The organism is Chloroflexota bacterium (genome assembly GCA_014360805.1).
Classification (GTDB): domain Bacteria; phylum Chloroflexota; class Anaerolineae; order DTLA01; family DTLA01; genus DTLA01.
Map to the genome: position 1 here is coordinate 1 of JACIWU010000046.1, position 15346 is coordinate 15346.

At 65.8% G+C, this 15346-nt stretch carries 20 protein-coding genes; 3 read left to right on the top strand and 17 right to left on the bottom strand.

Going from position 1 to position 15346, the window contains the following annotated elements; all coding sequences use genetic code 11:
• Positions 1-113: 113 nt before the first annotated feature.
• The 16 genes from H5T65_09005 to H5T65_09080 all read right to left on the bottom strand — a co-directional run bounded on the left by H5T65_09005 (position 114) and on the right by H5T65_09080 (position 11871).
• On the bottom strand, positions 114-551 hold the full coding sequence (locus H5T65_09005) for a F0F1 ATP synthase subunit epsilon (protein ID MBC7259374.1): 438 nt from the start codon (positions 549-551) through the stop codon (positions 114-116).
• A 14-nt stretch (positions 552-565) separates the two neighbouring features.
• Positions 566-1966 (bottom strand): F0F1 ATP synthase subunit beta, encoded by a 1401-nt coding sequence (gene atpD / locus H5T65_09010; GenBank protein ID MBC7259375.1) that lies wholly within the window; start codon positions 1964-1966, stop codon positions 566-568.
• Between the two features lie 20 nt (positions 1967-1986).
• Positions 1987-2901: an ATP synthase F1 subunit gamma gene (atpG, locus tag H5T65_09015; protein ID MBC7259376.1), complete on the bottom strand. Its 915-nt coding sequence runs from the start codon at positions 2899-2901 to the stop codon at positions 1987-1989.
• Between the two features lie 32 nt (positions 2902-2933).
• Complete coding sequence (locus H5T65_09020) at positions 2934-4442, bottom strand: F0F1 ATP synthase subunit alpha (protein ID MBC7259377.1); 1509 nt, start codon at positions 4440-4442, stop codon at positions 2934-2936.
• A 91-nt stretch (positions 4443-4533) separates the two neighbouring features.
• On the bottom strand, positions 4534-5061 hold the full coding sequence (gene atpH, locus H5T65_09025; protein MBC7259378.1) for an ATP synthase F1 subunit delta: 528 nt from the start codon (positions 5059-5061) through the stop codon (positions 4534-4536).
• Entirely contained in the window at positions 5058-5552 is a 495-nt protein-coding gene (gene atpF / locus H5T65_09030; GenBank protein ID MBC7259379.1) for a F0F1 ATP synthase subunit B, read from the bottom strand. The genes atpH and atpF overlap by 4 nt, the downstream gene beginning before the upstream one ends.
• Before the next feature lie 140 nt (positions 5553-5692).
• Entirely contained in the window at positions 5693-5923 is a 231-nt protein-coding gene (gene atpE / locus H5T65_09035) for an ATP synthase F0 subunit C (GenBank protein ID MBC7259380.1), read from the bottom strand.
• A gap of 70 nt (positions 5924-5993) precedes the next feature.
• Positions 5994-6776 (bottom strand): F0F1 ATP synthase subunit A, encoded by a 783-nt coding sequence (atpB, locus tag H5T65_09040; protein MBC7259381.1) that lies wholly within the window; start codon positions 6774-6776, stop codon positions 5994-5996.
• On the bottom strand, positions 6773-7198 hold the full coding sequence (locus H5T65_09045; GenBank protein ID MBC7259382.1) for a hypothetical protein: 426 nt from the start codon (positions 7196-7198) through the stop codon (positions 6773-6775). The genes atpB and H5T65_09045 overlap by 4 nt, the downstream gene beginning before the upstream one ends.
• On the bottom strand, positions 7155-7412 hold the full coding sequence (locus H5T65_09050; GenBank protein ID MBC7259383.1) for an AtpZ/AtpI family protein: 258 nt from the start codon (positions 7410-7412) through the stop codon (positions 7155-7157). The genes H5T65_09045 and H5T65_09050 overlap by 44 nt, the downstream gene beginning before the upstream one ends.
• Before the next feature lie 245 nt (positions 7413-7657).
• Positions 7658-8728: a M42 family metallopeptidase gene (locus tag H5T65_09055; protein MBC7259384.1), complete on the bottom strand. Its 1071-nt coding sequence runs from the start codon at positions 8726-8728 to the stop codon at positions 7658-7660.
• Between the two features lie 74 nt (positions 8729-8802).
• Positions 8803-9186: a hypothetical protein gene (locus tag H5T65_09060; GenBank protein ID MBC7259385.1), complete on the bottom strand. Its 384-nt coding sequence runs from the start codon at positions 9184-9186 to the stop codon at positions 8803-8805.
• Complete coding sequence (locus tag H5T65_09065) at positions 9176-9379, bottom strand: hypothetical protein (GenBank protein ID MBC7259386.1); 204 nt, start codon at positions 9377-9379, stop codon at positions 9176-9178. The genes H5T65_09060 and H5T65_09065 overlap by 11 nt, the downstream gene beginning before the upstream one ends.
• A gap of 10 nt (positions 9380-9389) precedes the next feature.
• Positions 9390-10298: a TIGR00266 family protein gene (locus H5T65_09070; GenBank protein ID MBC7259387.1), complete on the bottom strand. Its 909-nt coding sequence runs from the start codon at positions 10296-10298 to the stop codon at positions 9390-9392.
• A 60-nt stretch (positions 10299-10358) separates the two neighbouring features.
• The gene (locus H5T65_09075; protein ID MBC7259388.1) at positions 10359-11582 is read right to left on the bottom strand and encodes a S8 family peptidase; all 1224 of its coding nucleotides are present in this window, start codon (positions 11580-11582) and stop codon (positions 10359-10361) included.
• A gap of 31 nt (positions 11583-11613) precedes the next feature.
• The gene (locus H5T65_09080) at positions 11614-11871 is read right to left on the bottom strand and encodes a hypothetical protein (GenBank protein ID MBC7259389.1); all 258 of its coding nucleotides are present in this window, start codon (positions 11869-11871) and stop codon (positions 11614-11616) included.
• 415 nt (positions 11872-12286) lie between these two features.
• Between H5T65_09080 and H5T65_09085 the strand changes: the two genes are divergently transcribed.
• Positions 12287-13018: a metallophosphoesterase family protein gene (locus tag H5T65_09085; protein MBC7259390.1), complete on the top strand. Its 732-nt coding sequence runs from the start codon at positions 12287-12289 to the stop codon at positions 13016-13018.
• 121 nt (positions 13019-13139) lie between these two features.
• Positions 13140-14060 carry a DUF4349 domain-containing protein gene (locus tag H5T65_09090; GenBank protein ID MBC7259391.1) on the top strand — a complete coding sequence of 307 codons (921 nt, stop codon included), beginning with the start codon at positions 13140-13142 and terminating at the stop codon, positions 14058-14060.
• A 97-nt stretch (positions 14061-14157) separates the two neighbouring features.
• Here the strand turns inward: H5T65_09090 and H5T65_09095 are convergent, their stop codons facing one another.
• Positions 14158-14685: a hypothetical protein gene (locus H5T65_09095; protein MBC7259392.1), complete on the bottom strand. Its 528-nt coding sequence runs from the start codon at positions 14683-14685 to the stop codon at positions 14158-14160.
• 160 nt (positions 14686-14845) lie between these two features.
• On the opposite strand from H5T65_09095, the gene H5T65_09100 reads away from it, so the two are divergent.
• Positions 14846-15346: a hypothetical protein gene (locus tag H5T65_09100; protein MBC7259393.1), complete on the top strand. Its 501-nt coding sequence runs from the start codon at positions 14846-14848 to the stop codon at positions 15344-15346.

Here is a 15346-nt window from a genome sequence, read left to right on the forward strand (position 1 = left end):
GGGGCAATGCATGCATTGCCCCGACGAACCGCCCCTACGGATTGCCCCCTCGGGCGAACACGCAGGTTCGCGTGTGAACGCACGGGTTCGCGGGCGAACACGCAGGTTCGCCCCTACTCACTCTCCGATGGCCCCATCCCGCGCCGTTTGCGGCGGCGGGCGACCTGCAACCGCACGCGCGAGCGGCGCAGGGCGGCGGCCGCCTCGGCCAGGGCCGTAACGTCGCGTTTCTCGGCCAGCAGTGCCTCGGCGCGTTTTCGGGCTGCCTCGGCGCGGGCTACGTCAATTTCTTCGGCCCGCTCGGCGCTGTCGGCCAGGATGGTTACGTGGTCCGGGCCGACCTCCATGAACCCGCCGCCGATGGCGATGTATTCGTCCTCCTGGCCCGCCTTGCGAATCACGAGTTCGCCCTCGGCCAGCGCCGTGAGCAAATAGGCGTGGCGCGGCAAGATGCCCAACTGCCCCTCCACGCCCGGCACCAGCACCATATCCACGTCGTCGGAATACACGACGCGCTCGGCGGTGATCACTTCCAGTCTTGTCGTGGGCATTGGCCTGCCCTCGCTCATGCCCGCAGGGTCTCGGCGGTCTTCAGGACGTCTTCTATCGTGCCCTGCATGTAGAACGCCTGCTCGGGCACGTGGTCATGCTTGCCTTCCAGAATCTCCTTGAAGCCGCGCACGGTGTCCTTGATGCTCACGTAACGCCCTTCGCGCCCCGTGTACGACTCGGCCACAAACATGGGCTGCGACAGGAACCGCTGAATCTTCCTGGCGCGGGACACGACTAGTTTATCCTCTTCGGTCAATTCGTCAATTCCGAGGATGGCGATGATGTCCTGCAGGTCTTTGTAACGCTGGAGCACGCGCTGCACGCCGCGGGCCACCTCGTAGTGCTCCTGGCCCACAACGCGCGGGTCCAGGATGCGCGACGTGGACGCCAGCGGGTCCACTGCGGGGTACAGGCCCTGCTCGGCGATGGAGCGTTCCAGCGAGATGGTGGCGTCCAGGTGGGCGAACGTCGTTACCGGCGCGGGGTCGGTATAGTCGTCAGCGGGCACGTACACGGCCTGCATGGACGTGATGGAGCCGCGGCTGGTGGACGTGATGCGCTCCTGGAGTTCGCCCATCTCGGTGCTGAGCGTGGGCTGGTAGCCCACGGCCGACGGCATGCGCCCCAGCAGCGCCGACACCTCGGAGCCGGACATGACGAAGCGGAAGATGTTGTCAATGAAGAGGAGCACGTCGCGGCCCTCGTCGCGGAAGTACTCGGCCATGGTGAGGCCTGTCAGCCCCACGCGCAGGCGCACGCCGGGCGGCTCGTTCATCTGGCCGAAGACCATCACCGTCTTGTCCAGCACGCCCGAGTTCTTCATCTCGTACCACAGGTCGTTGCCCTCGCGAGACCGCTCGCCCACGCCCGCGAAGACGGAGTAGCCGCCGTGCTCGGTGGCGATGTTGCGGATGAGTTCCTGGATGATGACGGTCTTGCCCACGCCTGCGCCGCCGAAGATGCCCGTCTTGCCGCCCTTGGTGAACGGCGCGATGAGGTCAATGACCTTCAAGCCGGTCTCAAAGAACTGCGGCTCGGTAACTTGCTCTTCAAAGGAAGGGGCCGGGCGGTGGATGGGCCACAAGTCAGTGGCCTGCACCGGGCCCAGGTTGTCAATGGGTTCGCCGATGACGTTGAAGATGCGCCCCAGGGTGCCGGGGCCAACGGGCACGCGGATGGGGCCGCCGGTGTCCACGGCGCTCACGCCGCGCCGCAACCCGTCGGTGGTGTCCATGGCGACCGTGCGCACCCAGTCGCCGCCCAGGTGCTGCTGAACTTCCAAGACTAGCCGCTTGCCATCGTCGCGGATGATCTCAAGGGCGTTGTAGATTTCGGGCAGTTCCTGACCGGCGAAGTCCACGTCCACCACCGGCCCCATAATCTGCACGACTTTTCCCACAGTACCTCGTGCCATTCTTTCCTCCGTGCGTATGTCTAGGCCTGCGCCGCTTTGGCCAGAGCCTCTGCGCCGCCCACGATGTCCAGAATCTCCTTCGTGATGGCCGTCTGCCGGGCGCGGTTGAAGGAGAGCGTCAGTTGATCCAGCAATTCGTTGGCGTTGTCCGTCGCGTTGCGCATGGCGACCATGCGCGCGCTGTGCTCGCTGGCGATGGATTCCAGAATCGCCTGGTAGATTTGCAGTTCGGTGAAGCGCGGCACAATCTGCGCCAGCACCGCCTGCGGGTCGGGCTCGTAGATGTACTCCGGGATGCGGACGCGCGGCCCGCTCTCCACGTACTCGCTCACGGCCTGTTCGGTCAGGTCCCCCGCCACCCGTAGGGGCAGAAGCCTGCGGATCACGGGCCGCTGCACCAGCGTGTTCACGAAGTCTGTGTAGGCCAGCAGCACCTCGTCGTACACGCCCGCCAGATAGTCGTCCAGGACTGTCCGCGCGATGGGGAGCACGTCCAGCAGCGTCGGAAGCGCCGGCACGCCGGTGAAATCGGCCACAAGGTTGACGCGGGTGCGCAGCATGAAATCGCGCCCCTTGCGTCCCACGGTGATGACCTTCACCGGCTTCTCCTGCGCCTGCAAGTAATCGGTTACCACGCGCAGCAGGTTGTGGTTGTACCCGCCGCACAGGCCCTTGTCCGACGTGATGACGACCAGGCCAACCGCCTGCACGGGCCGCACCGCCAGCAGGGGGTGCTCTTCCTGCTCGGTGCGCACCGCCAGTGCTGCCAGGTGCGTGAGCAGTTCCCACGATTTCTGAGCGTAGGGGCGTGTGGCGAGCACCTGCTCCTGGGCGCGGCGCATCTTGGACGCGGCCACCATCTGCATGGCCCGCGTAACTTTGGAGATGTTGCGCACACTCCGTATGTGTCGGCGTATCTCTCGGATGCTGGACACGGGCTACTCCTTACCGTGGCGTGGTAGAGCCGCTAGTAGGCCCCCGTCGCCTTGAACTCCTCAATGGCGCTGCGCAGTTGCTGGATGGTCATGTCGGACAGAGCCAGGTCGCGCATGATGGCCTGCCCCACTTCCGGATGCGTCGTGTCCATGAATCGGCGGAAGGCCATCTCAAAGTCGCGAATCTTCTCCACCGGAACATCGTCCATGTAGTTGTTGGTTACAGCGAACAGGACCATGACCTGATGATCCAGCGGCACCGGCTCGTACTGCGGCTGTTTGAGCACCTCTTGGATGCGCATGCCCCGCTCCAGTTGGGCGCGGGTGGCCTTGTCCAAGTCCGACCCAAACTGAGCGAAGGCGGCCAATTCGCGGTACTGGGCCATTTCCAATTTGAGTTTGCCTGCCACTTGGCGCATGGCCTTGACCTGGGCCTTGCCGCCGACGCGCGACACGGAGATGCCCACGTTGAGCGCAGGCCGAATACCCGCGTAGAACAGGTCGCTTTCCAGGTAGATTTGCCCGTCGGTGATGGAGATGACGTTGGTCGGGATGTAGGCCGACACGTCGCCCGCCTGGGTCTCAATGATGGGCAGCGCCGTCAGCGAGCCGCCGCCGTAGTCCGGGTGCAGTTTGGCCGCGCGCTCCAGCAAGCGCGAGTGCAGGTAGAAGATGTCGCCCGGGTAGGCTTCGCGTCCGGGCGGGCGGCGCAGCAGCAGCGACACCTGGCGATACGCCCAGGCGTGCTTGCTCAAGTCGTCGTACACGATGAGCGCGTCCTTGCCCTGCTCCATGAACTCCTCGCCCATGGCGCAGCCCGCATAGGGCGCCAGGTATTGCAGCGCGGCCGGCTCGGATGCCGACGCCGCGACGACGATGGTGTGCTCCATCGCGCCGTAGCGTTCCAGCGTGGCCACCACCTGGGCGATGCTGGACAGTTTCTGCCCGATGGCCACGTAGATGCAAATCAGGTTCTTGCCCTTCTGGTTGATGATGGTGTCTATGGCGAGGGCGGTCTTGCCCGTCTGGCGGTCGCCGATGATGAGTTCGCGCTGCCCGCGGCCGATGGGGATCATGGCATCAATGGCCTTGATGCCGGTCTGCACGGGCGTATCCACCTCTTTGCGCACCACAACGTTGGGCGCGATGCGCTCCACGGGCCTGTACCCGCTGAACTGGATGGGGCCTTTGCCGTCAATCGGCTCGCCCAGGGCGTTGACCACGCGGCCGATGAGTCCTTCGCCGACGGGCACGGAGACGATGCGTCCCGTGCTGTGCACCTGGTCGCCCTCCTCAATCTCGGTATAATCGCCCATGATGATGATGCCGACGTTGTCGGCCTCAAGGTTGAAGGCCAACCCTTGGACGCCGTTTTCAAACTCCACGATTTCGTTCGCCATCACGCCGGCTAACCCGCTGGCGCGAGCGATGCCGTCGCCGACCTCCAGCACGGTCCCGACGTCGGCGGACGTTACGGGCGCTTCAAATCGCTCAATCTGTTGTCGTATTTGGGCGGCTATCTCGTCTGCTCGTATGGCCACCGTCCAACCTCCTCACACAATCTATGCGGCAGGCGCGACGCACCCGCGCGAAGGCGGTCTCGCCGGCGCGCCGCGGGCGCCCGCGCGGGGGCTACTCGCGCGCCACCAGGGTCTCGCGTAGCGCCTTCAGTTTCCCCGCCACGCTGGCGTCAATGACCCGGTCGCCGACGCGTATCACCAGCCCGCCCAGGATGGAGGGATCTTCTCGGTACTCAAACTCCAGGTTTTCGCCGAACTGGGCGGCGAGTTTCTCGGCCAGGGCGCGCTTCTCGTCGTCGGTGAGCGGCACGGCGCTGGTAACGCGGACGATCTGCGCCTTGGGGCCGCGCACCGCCAGCCGCCGGAACTGCTCCAGGATGTCGGGCAGCAGGCCGATGTCGTTGCGCGACAGGAGCACGGAGATGAAGTTGCGCACCTCCTGCGGCGCGTCGGCGGGCAGCAGCGGCGCCACCAGCGCCTGTTTCCGCGCCAGGTCCACGCCCGGGTCGCGCAGGCTGGCGAACACGCTCGGGTTGGCCTCCAGCGCCTGCTGGACTGCCGCCAGCGCCCGTAGCCAGACGCCGGTGGCCGCCTCGTAGGCCGCTTCCGCGTAGGTCTGGGTCAGGCGATTCTTTCTCACTTCAGGTCTCCTGCCTCACGCAAGAAGTCGGCGATGAGTTTGCGCTGCATGTTCTCGTCCAGCGACACGCCGACGACCTTCTGCGCGACCATGATGGACAGGTCGGCCACCTGGGCGCGCAGTTCGCTCATGGCCTGTTCGCGCTCCTGGGTCAGGCGCTCGCGTTCCTTCTGGATCATGCGCTCGGCCTCGGCGCGGGCCTGCTCCAGGATTTCCTGACGCAGTTTCTCGCTCATCTGCGTTGCCTGGGCGACGATCTCCTGCCCCTCTTTCCTGGCCTCGGCGATGCGCTTCTCAAACTCCTCTTGGGCGCGCTCGGCCATCTCGCGGGCCTTGGCGGCGTCCTCCATCCCCTTGCGGATGCGCTCGGCGCGCTCGTCCAACATGCGGAGCACGGGTTTGTACAGCAGTTTGTACAGCCCGAACACCAGCAGGCCGAACGCGATAAATTGCCACAGGAGGGCGACCGGGTTGATTCCCAGTTTGTCCATCCGTTTTATGCCTCCCTAACATCCAAAATCGTGCCAGGCACCGGCGCTCCAGCGACCGGCCCGCCGCGCCACTCGGTGCTGGCGACGTAAGGGCAGGGCGCAAGGGAAGCCATGCTCCCCTTGCCCGCCTGCACCTAGCCCTAGACAACCAGGCTCAGAACCAGCGCGATCACGAATGCGTAGATGGCGACCGCCTCGGCAAGGCCGGCGCCCAGGATCATGAGCGTTCGGATGGAGCCCGCTGCCTCGGGGTTGCGCCCCACCGCTTCCATGGCCTTGCTCACGGCCATGCCGATGCCCAGTGCAGGCCCGATGGAGCCGATGCCGATGGCGATGGCTGCTGCCAGTTTGATCAATGCGTTCTCAGTCATGGGACTTGATTCCTCCTCGCTTAGAAGTATGACCGGGCTTGCCCTGCGGGTCCGGTCGCAGGGTGATCGCTCAGTGAGCGGGGGCGGCGTGAGCCTGCTCCCCGTGTTCTTCGTGGTCTCCCGCTGTGGCCAGGGCGATGTACACGATGCTCAGCACGGTGAAGATGAGCGCCTGGATGAACCCGAACAACACCTCCAGGCCCAGGAACACAGCCGGCACCACCACAGGCACCAGCGCGTACATGACCGTAACGAGCACCTCGCCGCCGAAGATGTTGCCGAAAAGACGGGCGGCCAGCGAGATGATGTGCGACAACTCGCTGACGATGTGGACCGGGGCCAGCAGCGGCGGCGTCGCCAGGTGCTTGAGGTAGCCCTTGATGCCGTTGACCAGTATGCCCGAAATCTGCACGACGGTGATGGACAGGAGCGCCATGGCCACCGTCATGTTCAGGTCGGCGTTGGCCGCGCGGAACAGCGGCACGTGGACGATCTCCTCGGCCCCGTGGCCCGCCGACTCGGCCACCTTGACGTAGATGGAGGGGCCGATGCCGGGCAGCAGTCCCATCCAGTTGGCGGTCAGGATGAAGATGAAGAACGTCGCGATGAGGGGGAAGACCTTTCGCCCCACCCGCTTGCCGGCGGTGTCCTCCGACAGGTCCAGCAAGAATTCCACAACCATTTCCCAAAGGGCCTGGTAGCGGCCGGGCACGAGTTGCATCTTGCGGGTAGCCAGCCAGGCGAGCACCAGCAGGAGCGCCATCACCAGCACCGACGTGAGCATGGAGTTCGTGATGGGAATCGGCCCCAGATGAGCAATCGTCTCGGCGGCCAGGGGTGCGTGGATTTTCATTCCGCCTTTCCTCCGGTCAGAGCGTGTTTTGTAGCAGAAGGCTCAAGGGCGAAGCACTGGGCGTACTGCTCGGGCCAGATCATCATGACGGCCACGCGCAGGGTCTGGTAGGCCGCCACGGCCAGGGCGAACGGCGCTACCGGCAGGTGGGACCGGCTGAGCAGCAGATACGCGCCCACAAACAGCACCGCTTGCTTGGCCATCCAGGCGAGGGGAAACAGCAACGCCGTGGCTTTGGGCCACAGCGTTGCAATCCGCGTGGATAGCAACCGTAGGGCCAGCACGAAGAACAGGTCGTTGGCAGCGCACAGCGCAAGCCCCAGGCTGATGCTGGCCGGGAGAGGTCGGCCCAATGCCGCAAAGGCCGCAGCGGCCCCGCTAGTCGTCAACGTCGCGATCCAGATTGTGCTGCCCTTCGTCATTCGTCTTCTCGCGCACCGCGGCCAGTTCGTAGAGGATGCTGCCCGCGGAGATCAGGCCGATCAGAATACCTGCGATGAGGGCGCATGGCTCGGTCCCCAGGTGCGTGTCCAGCCAGCGGCCCACGAGAACCCAAAACGCAATGCTCCCTACGATGGAGAACCCAACCCCAGATGCTAAGCCCAGGGCGCGCAGGGTCTTCCTATCCAGTTTCACCTGCCCTTCTCACTTTCGCGCAATCGCCGAAGCCTGCCGGCGATTCCGGGAAACGGTGCCGCGCCCTCGGTGCCAGGCCGTCGGCAAGTATAACACAGGTTCATACATGGCGCAAAAATCACAGCGTAGAGATTTGGTTCCAGACCCTGTTGGTCGCGGCATGGGCGCAGGTGCGGCGCACTTCCGGAAGTGCGTCGCGCCTTGCTCGCCAACACAGAATAGAACCGAGCCGTCGCCGCGATGTGCTACTGCACCAGGGCGTCAACCGTCGCCGCATCCAGCCGCTTGACGAGCGCCACCAGCAAATCCAGCAGGTGGTCGTAGTCGCCGCGGTGGATGATGCCGGCGTGGCTGTGGATGTGCCGCGCGGCCACGCCCAGGACGATGGTCGGAACCCCCGCGTTGTGCAGGTGGATGATGCTGCCGTCGGTGCGGCCGCCCTCAAGGCTGGAGAACTGTAGCGGGATGCCGAGGGCCGCGGCGGTTTCCACGGTCAGGTCGCGAAGGCGCGTGTTGGGAATCATGCCCGCGTCAAAGACCACCAGCGAGGGGCCTTTGCCCAAGACCATCGGCGGCTCGTCCTGCTTCATCCCGGGCACGTCGTAGGCGATGTCGCTCTCCAGGATGATGGCCACGTCGGGGTTCACCACGTAGGCCGTCGTCTTCGCGCCGCGAAGCCCCACTTCCTCCTGTACGGTGCCCACGCCGTAAACCGTGTTCGGATGCTCCTCGCTCGCCAGGCGCTGCAGCGCCTGCACGAAAAGCGCACAGCCCACGCGGTCATCCCACGCCTTGGCCAGGTACGTCTTGCCGCCGGCCAGGGGTGTGAAGGCGCTGACCGGCACGACCGGATCGCCCGGGCGCACGCCCGCCTGTTCGGCTTCCTCGCGCGACGTGGCCCCGATGTCAATGTACATGTCGCGCTTGTCCACCACCTTGTTGCGCTCTTCGGGCGTGAGGATATGGGGCGGCTTGGCCCCCATGACGCCGGGGATGTCGCCCTTGGCCGTCTTCACGATGACCCGCTGGGCGAGCATCACCTGTTCCCACCATCCGCCCAGGGGCACAAACCGCAGGTGGCCCTCTTTGGTGATCTGCTTGACCATGAAGCCGATTTCGTCCATGTGGGCGGCAAGCATGATCTTCGGCGACGGCTGCGTCCCATCCTTGCGGCACACGATGCTGCCCATGCGGTCCTGCTCAATGGCGGCGATGCCCTCCAGTTCGCCGCGAATCAGGGCGCGCACCTCGGCCTCAAACCCAGGCACGCCGCTCGCCTCGGTCAGCCGCTTCAGCAACTGCTCAGTCCGATCCAATCTTCTCCTCCATGGTATGAGATTTCTGGCGCCCACCGGTGGACGCCGAGTGTTGCAATGAAAGACACATACGACTACGCTTCGTCGGCTCGCTCCAGGGTGATCTCCTCGCCGTCGCGAACGCGCCGGAAGACGGTCGCATCGCCGCGGACCCGCCCGACGACCGTTACGGGGCTGGCCGGCCGGATTTCCTCGCCGCGGCTGGCGGGCGTCAGGCCGAAGAAGATGCAAAAGGCGCGCCCGGGCGCCCAGTACCCGATGTCGCCCAGGTCCACCACGGCCTGGCCCTTCTCCGTGCCCATGCGCACGGGAATCTCAAAGTACACCTCGTCGCCCCAGGTGTTGGCCTGGGCGCGGATGGGCAGGGCGTCCCAGATGGCCTGGGCCGTCTGGGTGTCGTTCAGGTCGGCCAGCGCCGAAACCTCGCCCGTCGAGATGCGAACCGTTCTATGCGTCATGCTGTCCCCCTTGCTGGCCTGGCGCACTGCTGGCATCCAGCGTGTAGTCGCCGGTGTCCTGCGGCTCCGCCCTGGTCGCATAGTGCACGATGACGCCGAGTTTGACGAGCAGGAAGATCAGCCCCGCCAGGGCCACCAGCCCGATGACGGCCAGCGCCACCCAGATCACCGCTCCCGCGCAAAGCCATTCCATGGCTCCCTGCCTAGTCGCCGAACAGTTTGATGTTCACGCCGCCGCTGGAGCCGCGCCCGCCCACCTGCGGCATGAACTGGGCGATCTTGTTGGCCAGTTTGGACATGGGCATGGTTTGCAGCCAGACCTTGCCCGGGCCACGCAGGGTGGCCAGGAACAGGCCCTCGCCGCCCAGCAGGATGTTGCCCAGCCCCTTCACCAGCGTTACGTCAAAGTCCACGGTCGGCTCGTAGGCGGCGATGTGGCCGGTGTCCACCTTCAGCGTTTGGCCGGCCTTCAGGTCGTACTCCACCACCTCGCCGTCCACCTCCACAAAGACGAATCCCGGGCCGGTGAGGCGCTGCATGATGAACCCCTCGCCGCCGAACAGGCCCGTGCCCAGCCGCTTGCGGAAGTGCATGTCCAGGTCCACGGACTTCTCGGCGCACATGAAGGCGTCCTTCTGGACAATCAGGCTTTCGCCCTCTTTCAGGTCAAAGGGCAGCACCTTGCCCGGGAATTCGGAGGCGAAGGACACAATGCCGCGCCCGTTGTTCACGAAGAAGTCGGTGATGAAGAGCGATTCGCCCGCCACAGCCCGCTTGAGCATCTTGCCCAGGCCGCCGCCGGAATGCGTGCGCATCTCCACGTTGGCGCTCATCCAGGACATCCCGCCCGACTCGGAGTAGATGACCTCGCCCGGCTCCAGTTGGATGCTCACGACTTGCATGATGGTGCCGTCAATGCGGTAGGAGATGCGCCCCTTGCCGCCGACGAACTCATGGCGGACATGCTCGGACTCCATGTCCAGTTTGGGCAAGGGCGGCTCTTCCTGGTGGGCGGTCGGGTTGGGAGCCGCGCTCGCGCCGGTGGGTGCGCCGCACGATGTGCAGAAGCGCGTGCCCTCGGGCAGTTCCTGTCCACAGTTTGCGCATTTCATTTCGTAGCCTCCTAAAAGATTTGGGGACGCCCGCCATCCGCGCCTATGGCAAGCGAAACCCTAGGTGTCCCTACGCAGCAGGCGCAGGATCGCGGTGAGGCATCCCTGGCCGGGTTCGGGCGTCGGTGGCGGCTCGGGCGTCGGCGGCGAAGGCTCGCCCAGGTAGGCCTGGTACACGTCGCCGCGGCCGGCTCCCTGCGCGTTGGCCTCGTAGCCGATGTTGCGCGCCGTGCGCATGAGGAGTTCCTTGACCTCGCGCGGCGTGAGGGATGGGTTCGCCTGGAGGAGAAGGGCCACGGCCCCCACAGCGTGGGGCGTGGCCATGCTGGTCCCCGACGCGCTGGTGTAGTGCTCGTCCACCACCTGGCCCATGGCGGTGCCGGCCGCGCGCGCCGCCACAATGCCCACGCCCGGGAACACGATGTCGGGCTTCACGCGGCCGTCGCTGGTGGGCCCGCGCGAGGAGAACGAGGCCACTTGGTCGTGGTCGTCGGACGCGCCGACGGTGATGACCTGGCGCGCGCACCCGGGCGACCCGACGGTATAGCGCCCAGGCCCCGAATTGCCCGCGGCCACGCACACCACGACGCCTCGCTCTACCGCGGCGTCGCAGGTGGCGCTCAGGGCGTCGGTGCCGTCGCACGGGCCGCTGCTCCCCAGCGAAAGCCCGATGACATGCACCCGCTGCTCCACGGCCCACTCCACGCCGGCCATCACATCGCTCATCATGCCACTCCCGTCCGAGGCGAGAACTTTGGCGATGTACAGGCTGGCCTCGGGCGCGACGCCCACGTAGAGGCCGTGGCTTGCCGCGCCGTTGCCGGCGGCAATGCTGGCCACATGGGTGCCGTGGCCGTTGTCGTCGTAGTACGACTGGCCGACAAACGTGGCGGTGGCCGCGATGCGCCCGGCCACGTCCGGGTGGTGCGGGTCAATGCCCGTGTCCAGCACGGCGATGCGCATCCCCTGCCCGCGGAAGCCCGCCTGCCACACCGCAGGGGCCTGGATGACGCGCACCGATTCGTCCAGCAGGGCGTGCACCGGCATGTCCAGCCACAGGTGCTCCACGCTGGCCTGCTCCGCAAGCCAGGCGATCTGCTCACGGTTGAGGCGCATCGCGGCGGCGGGAATCAGGGTGTACTGGTAGGTGGGCGCAACCCCCTTGACCAGCGCCTTCGCCGCCAAAGGCTCGCGGCGGTACTTTACGATGACAGGTAGCGGCTCGGCCTCGGGCCTTTGCAGCATCGCGGCCGATAGGGCTTTGCTGATCTTCTCACCTTCCATACGTTCCTCGCCGGCCAAGTGTTTGCATGCACTACGGAAGGGCGCGGACGGGGCGGTCTTCCTCCATCCGCACCAGCCACGGTTCGTCTAGCAGGCGCAAGGCTTCCTTGCCCTGGGCGCGCACGGCGACCGCGCCGATGAGACGCAGCGCGTGCCTCACTTCAACGGGCGCGGCGCGTAGCCGCTGGGCCACCTCGGCCACGTCGCCCGAAACGCGCAGGATGAGATAGAAGTCGTCGGCGGGCGCCTGTTTCAGCCGCTGAATCAGTTGCTCGTCCGCTTTGGACATCCGTCCCCTCCGATGGATACATGATAGCACAGGCCAGCCGATGGGTCAACCCTGAGAAGGCGGGCGGCGCTTGACCTCACCTAACCCCTCCCATACCCTCCCCTTCCCTCTCCGCGCGCGGAGAGGAAAGGGGAGGGCTAGGGTGGGGATGGGTGAGGTGGGTCCTGCTCCGCAAACCTAACGATGCGCGCTCATCCTTGCCCCAGGGTTGCCTCGGTTCCAAAGACCGTTGGCGACCGTCATCGCGAGGGCATGCAGCGCCGAAGCAATCTCGCGGCCCTATTCGTGTAGATTCGTGTTATTCGTGGATACAGCCCATTCGCGGTTACAACCTTGAACCGTTTCGCCGTTCGCTTTCTTGACGCCCACGGCCACCTGTGGTATCATGCGGGCAACTTACCCCCTGGGATGCAGAATGCGGTGTCTGATCGTATCCGATATCCATGGGAACCTCGCGGCCTTTGACGCTGTGCTCCAGGCGGCCACCGACTACGATCAGGTGTGGTGCCTGGGAGACATTGTCGGATACGGCCCCGACCCGCGCGAGTGCATCCAGCGTCTGCGCTCTCTCCCCTTCGTCGCCGTGGCCGGCAATCACGACTGGGCGGCAACCAAACGGCTTGACCTGGACGAGTTCAACGCCGACGCGCAGCAGGCGGTCATCTGGACTTACGAGCAACTGTCGCCAGCGGAACGGGATTTCCTGGCGCAGTTGCCCGAGCGACTGGTCATCGGCCAATTCACCCTGGTGCATGGAAGCCCCCGCTATCCGATATGGGAGTACATCCTACAGCCATCGGTAGCCCGCGCGAACTTCGCCCACTTTGACACCCCGTACTGTCTGGTGGGGCACACCCACGTCCCGATGATCTTCGCGCTCACCGACGACGGCTCCCGATGCCGGACGTATTCCCCCCGGCCGGATGGGTCGCTGGCGCTGGACGACGCCCCGCGCATGATCATCAACCCTGGCAGTGTAGGGCAGCCCCGCGATGGGATTCCCCTGGCCGCCTACGCCATGCTGGACACCGACGCCATGACGCTCACCTTCCACCGGCAGCCCTACCCGATTGAGGAGACCCAGCGCAGGATGGACGAGCGCGACCTGCCCCGACGGCTCATCGCGCGGCTCTCGTTCGGCTGGTAGCGGGAACTTCCAGGCGCTTCTCGGCGTCTCAAGGATGGCAAACCCACCCGTGGCGCGACGCCTCATTCCGAATATTGCGGCTGCGGACAAACGTGCCGGGGTGGAGCAAGGAGGAGAGAGCATGGCCAAGAAACGATGGGCTTGGGTCATCGGCGCGGTGATGGTTGCGACGCTGTTGGGGGCGTGCGGGTCTCCTGCAACGCCGGTTCAGGACGGCGCAACCAAAAGCACCTATGGCGGCGAACTGCCGCCGGTGGCTCCCACGATGGTGCCGGCCCCCGCCCCGGGCCAGCCCGATGGCGGACGGGGGAATGCCTCGCTCGTCTCGGACGTGGAGGCGCGCAAAGTCATCCAGACGGCTAGCCTGAAGATCACCGTCAAGGACACGGCAGCGGTGCTGGACGCGGTGCAGAGCCTGGCGAAGGAACTGGGCGGCTACGTGGTAACGTCCAACGCATGGCGCGAGACCGAACAACTGCGGGCGCAGGTTACGCTCCGCGTGCCTGCTGACCAACTCCAGGCCGCGCTCCAGCGGATTCGCGCCCAGGCGATCAAGGTGGACGCCGAATCCATTTCCGGCGAGGACGTTACACAGGAATACACCGACATTGAGTCTCGTCTGCGCAACCTGCGCGCCACCGAGAAGGAACTGCTGGAACTGTTGACGACCGCCCGTGAGAAGACGGGCAAGACCGAGGACGTGCTGGCCATCTTCCGCGAGTTGACCCAGATTCGCGAGCAGATTGAGATGCTGCAGGGCCGCCAGCAATACCTGGACACCATGACGGCCATGGCGACCATCAGCGTGGACATCTGGCCGGAGCCGCTGGAAAAGCCGATTGTGGAACCCGGCTGGAAGCCGCTCAAGACGCTGCGCGACGCCTTCCGCGCGCTCACCCAGACCGGCCAGGTGTTGGTGGACGGGTTGATCTGGCTGGTGGTCTATGGGGTGCCGGTGCTGGCGCTCATCGCGGCGCCGGTGGTGCTCATCGTGTGGGCGGTGCGCCGTTCCCGCCGCCGCAAGGCCGCCCCCTCGCAGTAGAAACCGAGCCGAACGTCAGAGAGCGCGCTCCCGATCGCAAGCCTGTACCCACGCGCAGGGGCGCGCTCTTGTGCTGCTCGGCGCCTGAGGCCGGCCCCTAGCGGATCGGCCCCAGCCACATCCCCCCATCCACGAGCCGTGCATCTATGACATGCGCGCCCACGTCCACCAGGATGACGCGCCCGAAGCGAAGCATGGTGGGTCCAGGGGCCAGGGCCTTGAAGCGCACGCGCATGAGCGTCGCGCTGCCCTGGATGGGAGGCGCCGGCTCCAGGAGGGTGGCCGCGAAACGGATGACGCCCGCCCCCGCGTCCACCTGGTTGAGCGCCACGAACGCCGTGCGGCCGCCGAACACCTCACCCACGACCACCTGGATACCATCGGTGTTGGGGTCGGCATCTTGCACTTCCAATGCGGCGGGGTCGTACCGCACCTCTACCTCGCAGCCATAGAGGTTCACGATGGCCGAAGCCCGCACCTGGACTTCGGCGATTTGCCCCACCGGCAGGAAGCGGAACCCCGGCCAGAACCCCAACGCCGGGTGGGGGATTTGGGCCACAGCCGGCGAGGGAATGAGCAAGCACATCAGCACCGCGCAGACGAACAAGGACACATACCGTCGCATCGCACACCTCCTTGGCGATCCCGCAAATGGCGAACCCAGGAGTTCGGGGGTGTCGTGTGCATGAGTGCCGAACTCGTTCTCATTATACCACAACTTTCGCTTGCGCACCGCCGCGCTTTGTAGTACACTCGTTCCACGTGGAGATTGGGGAGGAAGAACGATGAACATCCTGGAGTTTGAGCCTCTGCGGCGGATTCGCCAGAACCACGCGCTGGAACATGCGACCATTCACCTGCTCACCCGCAGCGACCCTTCGCGCCACTTTGTGGGCAGGAGCACCCCGCGCGGCTTCTACATCTACGGCCAGGTAGACACGCAGACGGTGGCCGACGCCGTGTCCGAGGCGTTGGCGCGGCTGCGGGCTGGCGAAAGCGAACTGGCCATCCACCCGCGGTGCGGAACGGGCATCGCCACGACGGGCATCCTGGCGGGGCTGGCCGCCTTCGCCACGCTGGGGCTCCGCCGCAAACGCTCCCTGGCCGACCTGCCGGCGGTCATCACGGCCACGACGCTGGCGGCGCTGGTGGCCCAGCCGCTGGGTCTCGCCGTCCAGCAGCAGTTCACCACAGACGCGAACGTTGAGGGCGTGCAGATCGCGCGCGTGGAACGGCTGGAGGCAGGCCGCATGGTGGCGCACCGCGTGATCCTGGAGCGCGACTGA

Bases quoted from the DNA above. Each gene is read 5' to 3' on its own strand.
- H5T65_09005 (MBC7259374.1), bottom strand. From the start codon at position 551: ATGCCCACGACAAGACTGGAAGTGATCACCGCCGAGCGCGTCGTGTAT.
- atpD (MBC7259375.1), bottom strand. From the start codon at position 1,966: ATGGCACGAGGTACTGTGGGAAAAGTCGTGCAGATTATGGGGCCGGTG.
- atpF (MBC7259379.1), bottom strand. From the start codon at position 5,552: ATGGACAAACTGGGAATCAACCCGGTCGCCCTCCTGTGGCAATTTATC.
- atpE (MBC7259380.1), bottom strand. From the start codon at position 5,923: ATGACTGAGAACGCATTGATCAAACTGGCAGCAGCCATCGCCATCGGC.
- atpB (MBC7259381.1), bottom strand. From the start codon at position 6,776: ATGAAAATCCACGCACCCCTGGCCGCCGAGACGATTGCTCATCTGGGG.
- H5T65_09045 (MBC7259382.1), bottom strand. From the start codon at position 7,198: ATGACGAAGGGCAGCACAATCTGGATCGCGACGTTGACGACTAGCGGG.
- H5T65_09060 (MBC7259385.1), bottom strand. From the start codon at position 9,186: ATGACGCATAGAACGGTTCGCATCTCGACGGGCGAGGTTTCGGCGCTG.
- H5T65_09065 (MBC7259386.1), bottom strand. From the start codon at position 9,379: ATGGAATGGCTTTGCGCGGGAGCGGTGATCTGGGTGGCGCTGGCCGTC.
- H5T65_09070 (MBC7259387.1), bottom strand. From the start codon at position 10,298: ATGAAATGCGCAAACTGTGGACAGGAACTGCCCGAGGGCACGCGCTTC.
- H5T65_09075 (MBC7259388.1), bottom strand. From the start codon at position 11,582: ATGGAAGGTGAGAAGATCAGCAAAGCCCTATCGGCCGCGATGCTGCAA.
- H5T65_09080 (MBC7259389.1), bottom strand. From the start codon at position 11,871: ATGTCCAAAGCGGACGAGCAACTGATTCAGCGGCTGAAACAGGCGCCC.
- H5T65_09085 (MBC7259390.1), top strand. From the start codon at position 12,287: ATGCGGTGTCTGATCGTATCCGATATCCATGGGAACCTCGCGGCCTTT.
- H5T65_09090 (MBC7259391.1), top strand. From the start codon at position 13,140: ATGGCCAAGAAACGATGGGCTTGGGTCATCGGCGCGGTGATGGTTGCG.
- H5T65_09095 (MBC7259392.1), bottom strand. From the start codon at position 14,685: ATGCGACGGTATGTGTCCTTGTTCGTCTGCGCGGTGCTGATGTGCTTG.
- H5T65_09100 (MBC7259393.1), top strand. From the start codon at position 14,846: ATGAACATCCTGGAGTTTGAGCCTCTGCGGCGGATTCGCCAGAACCAC.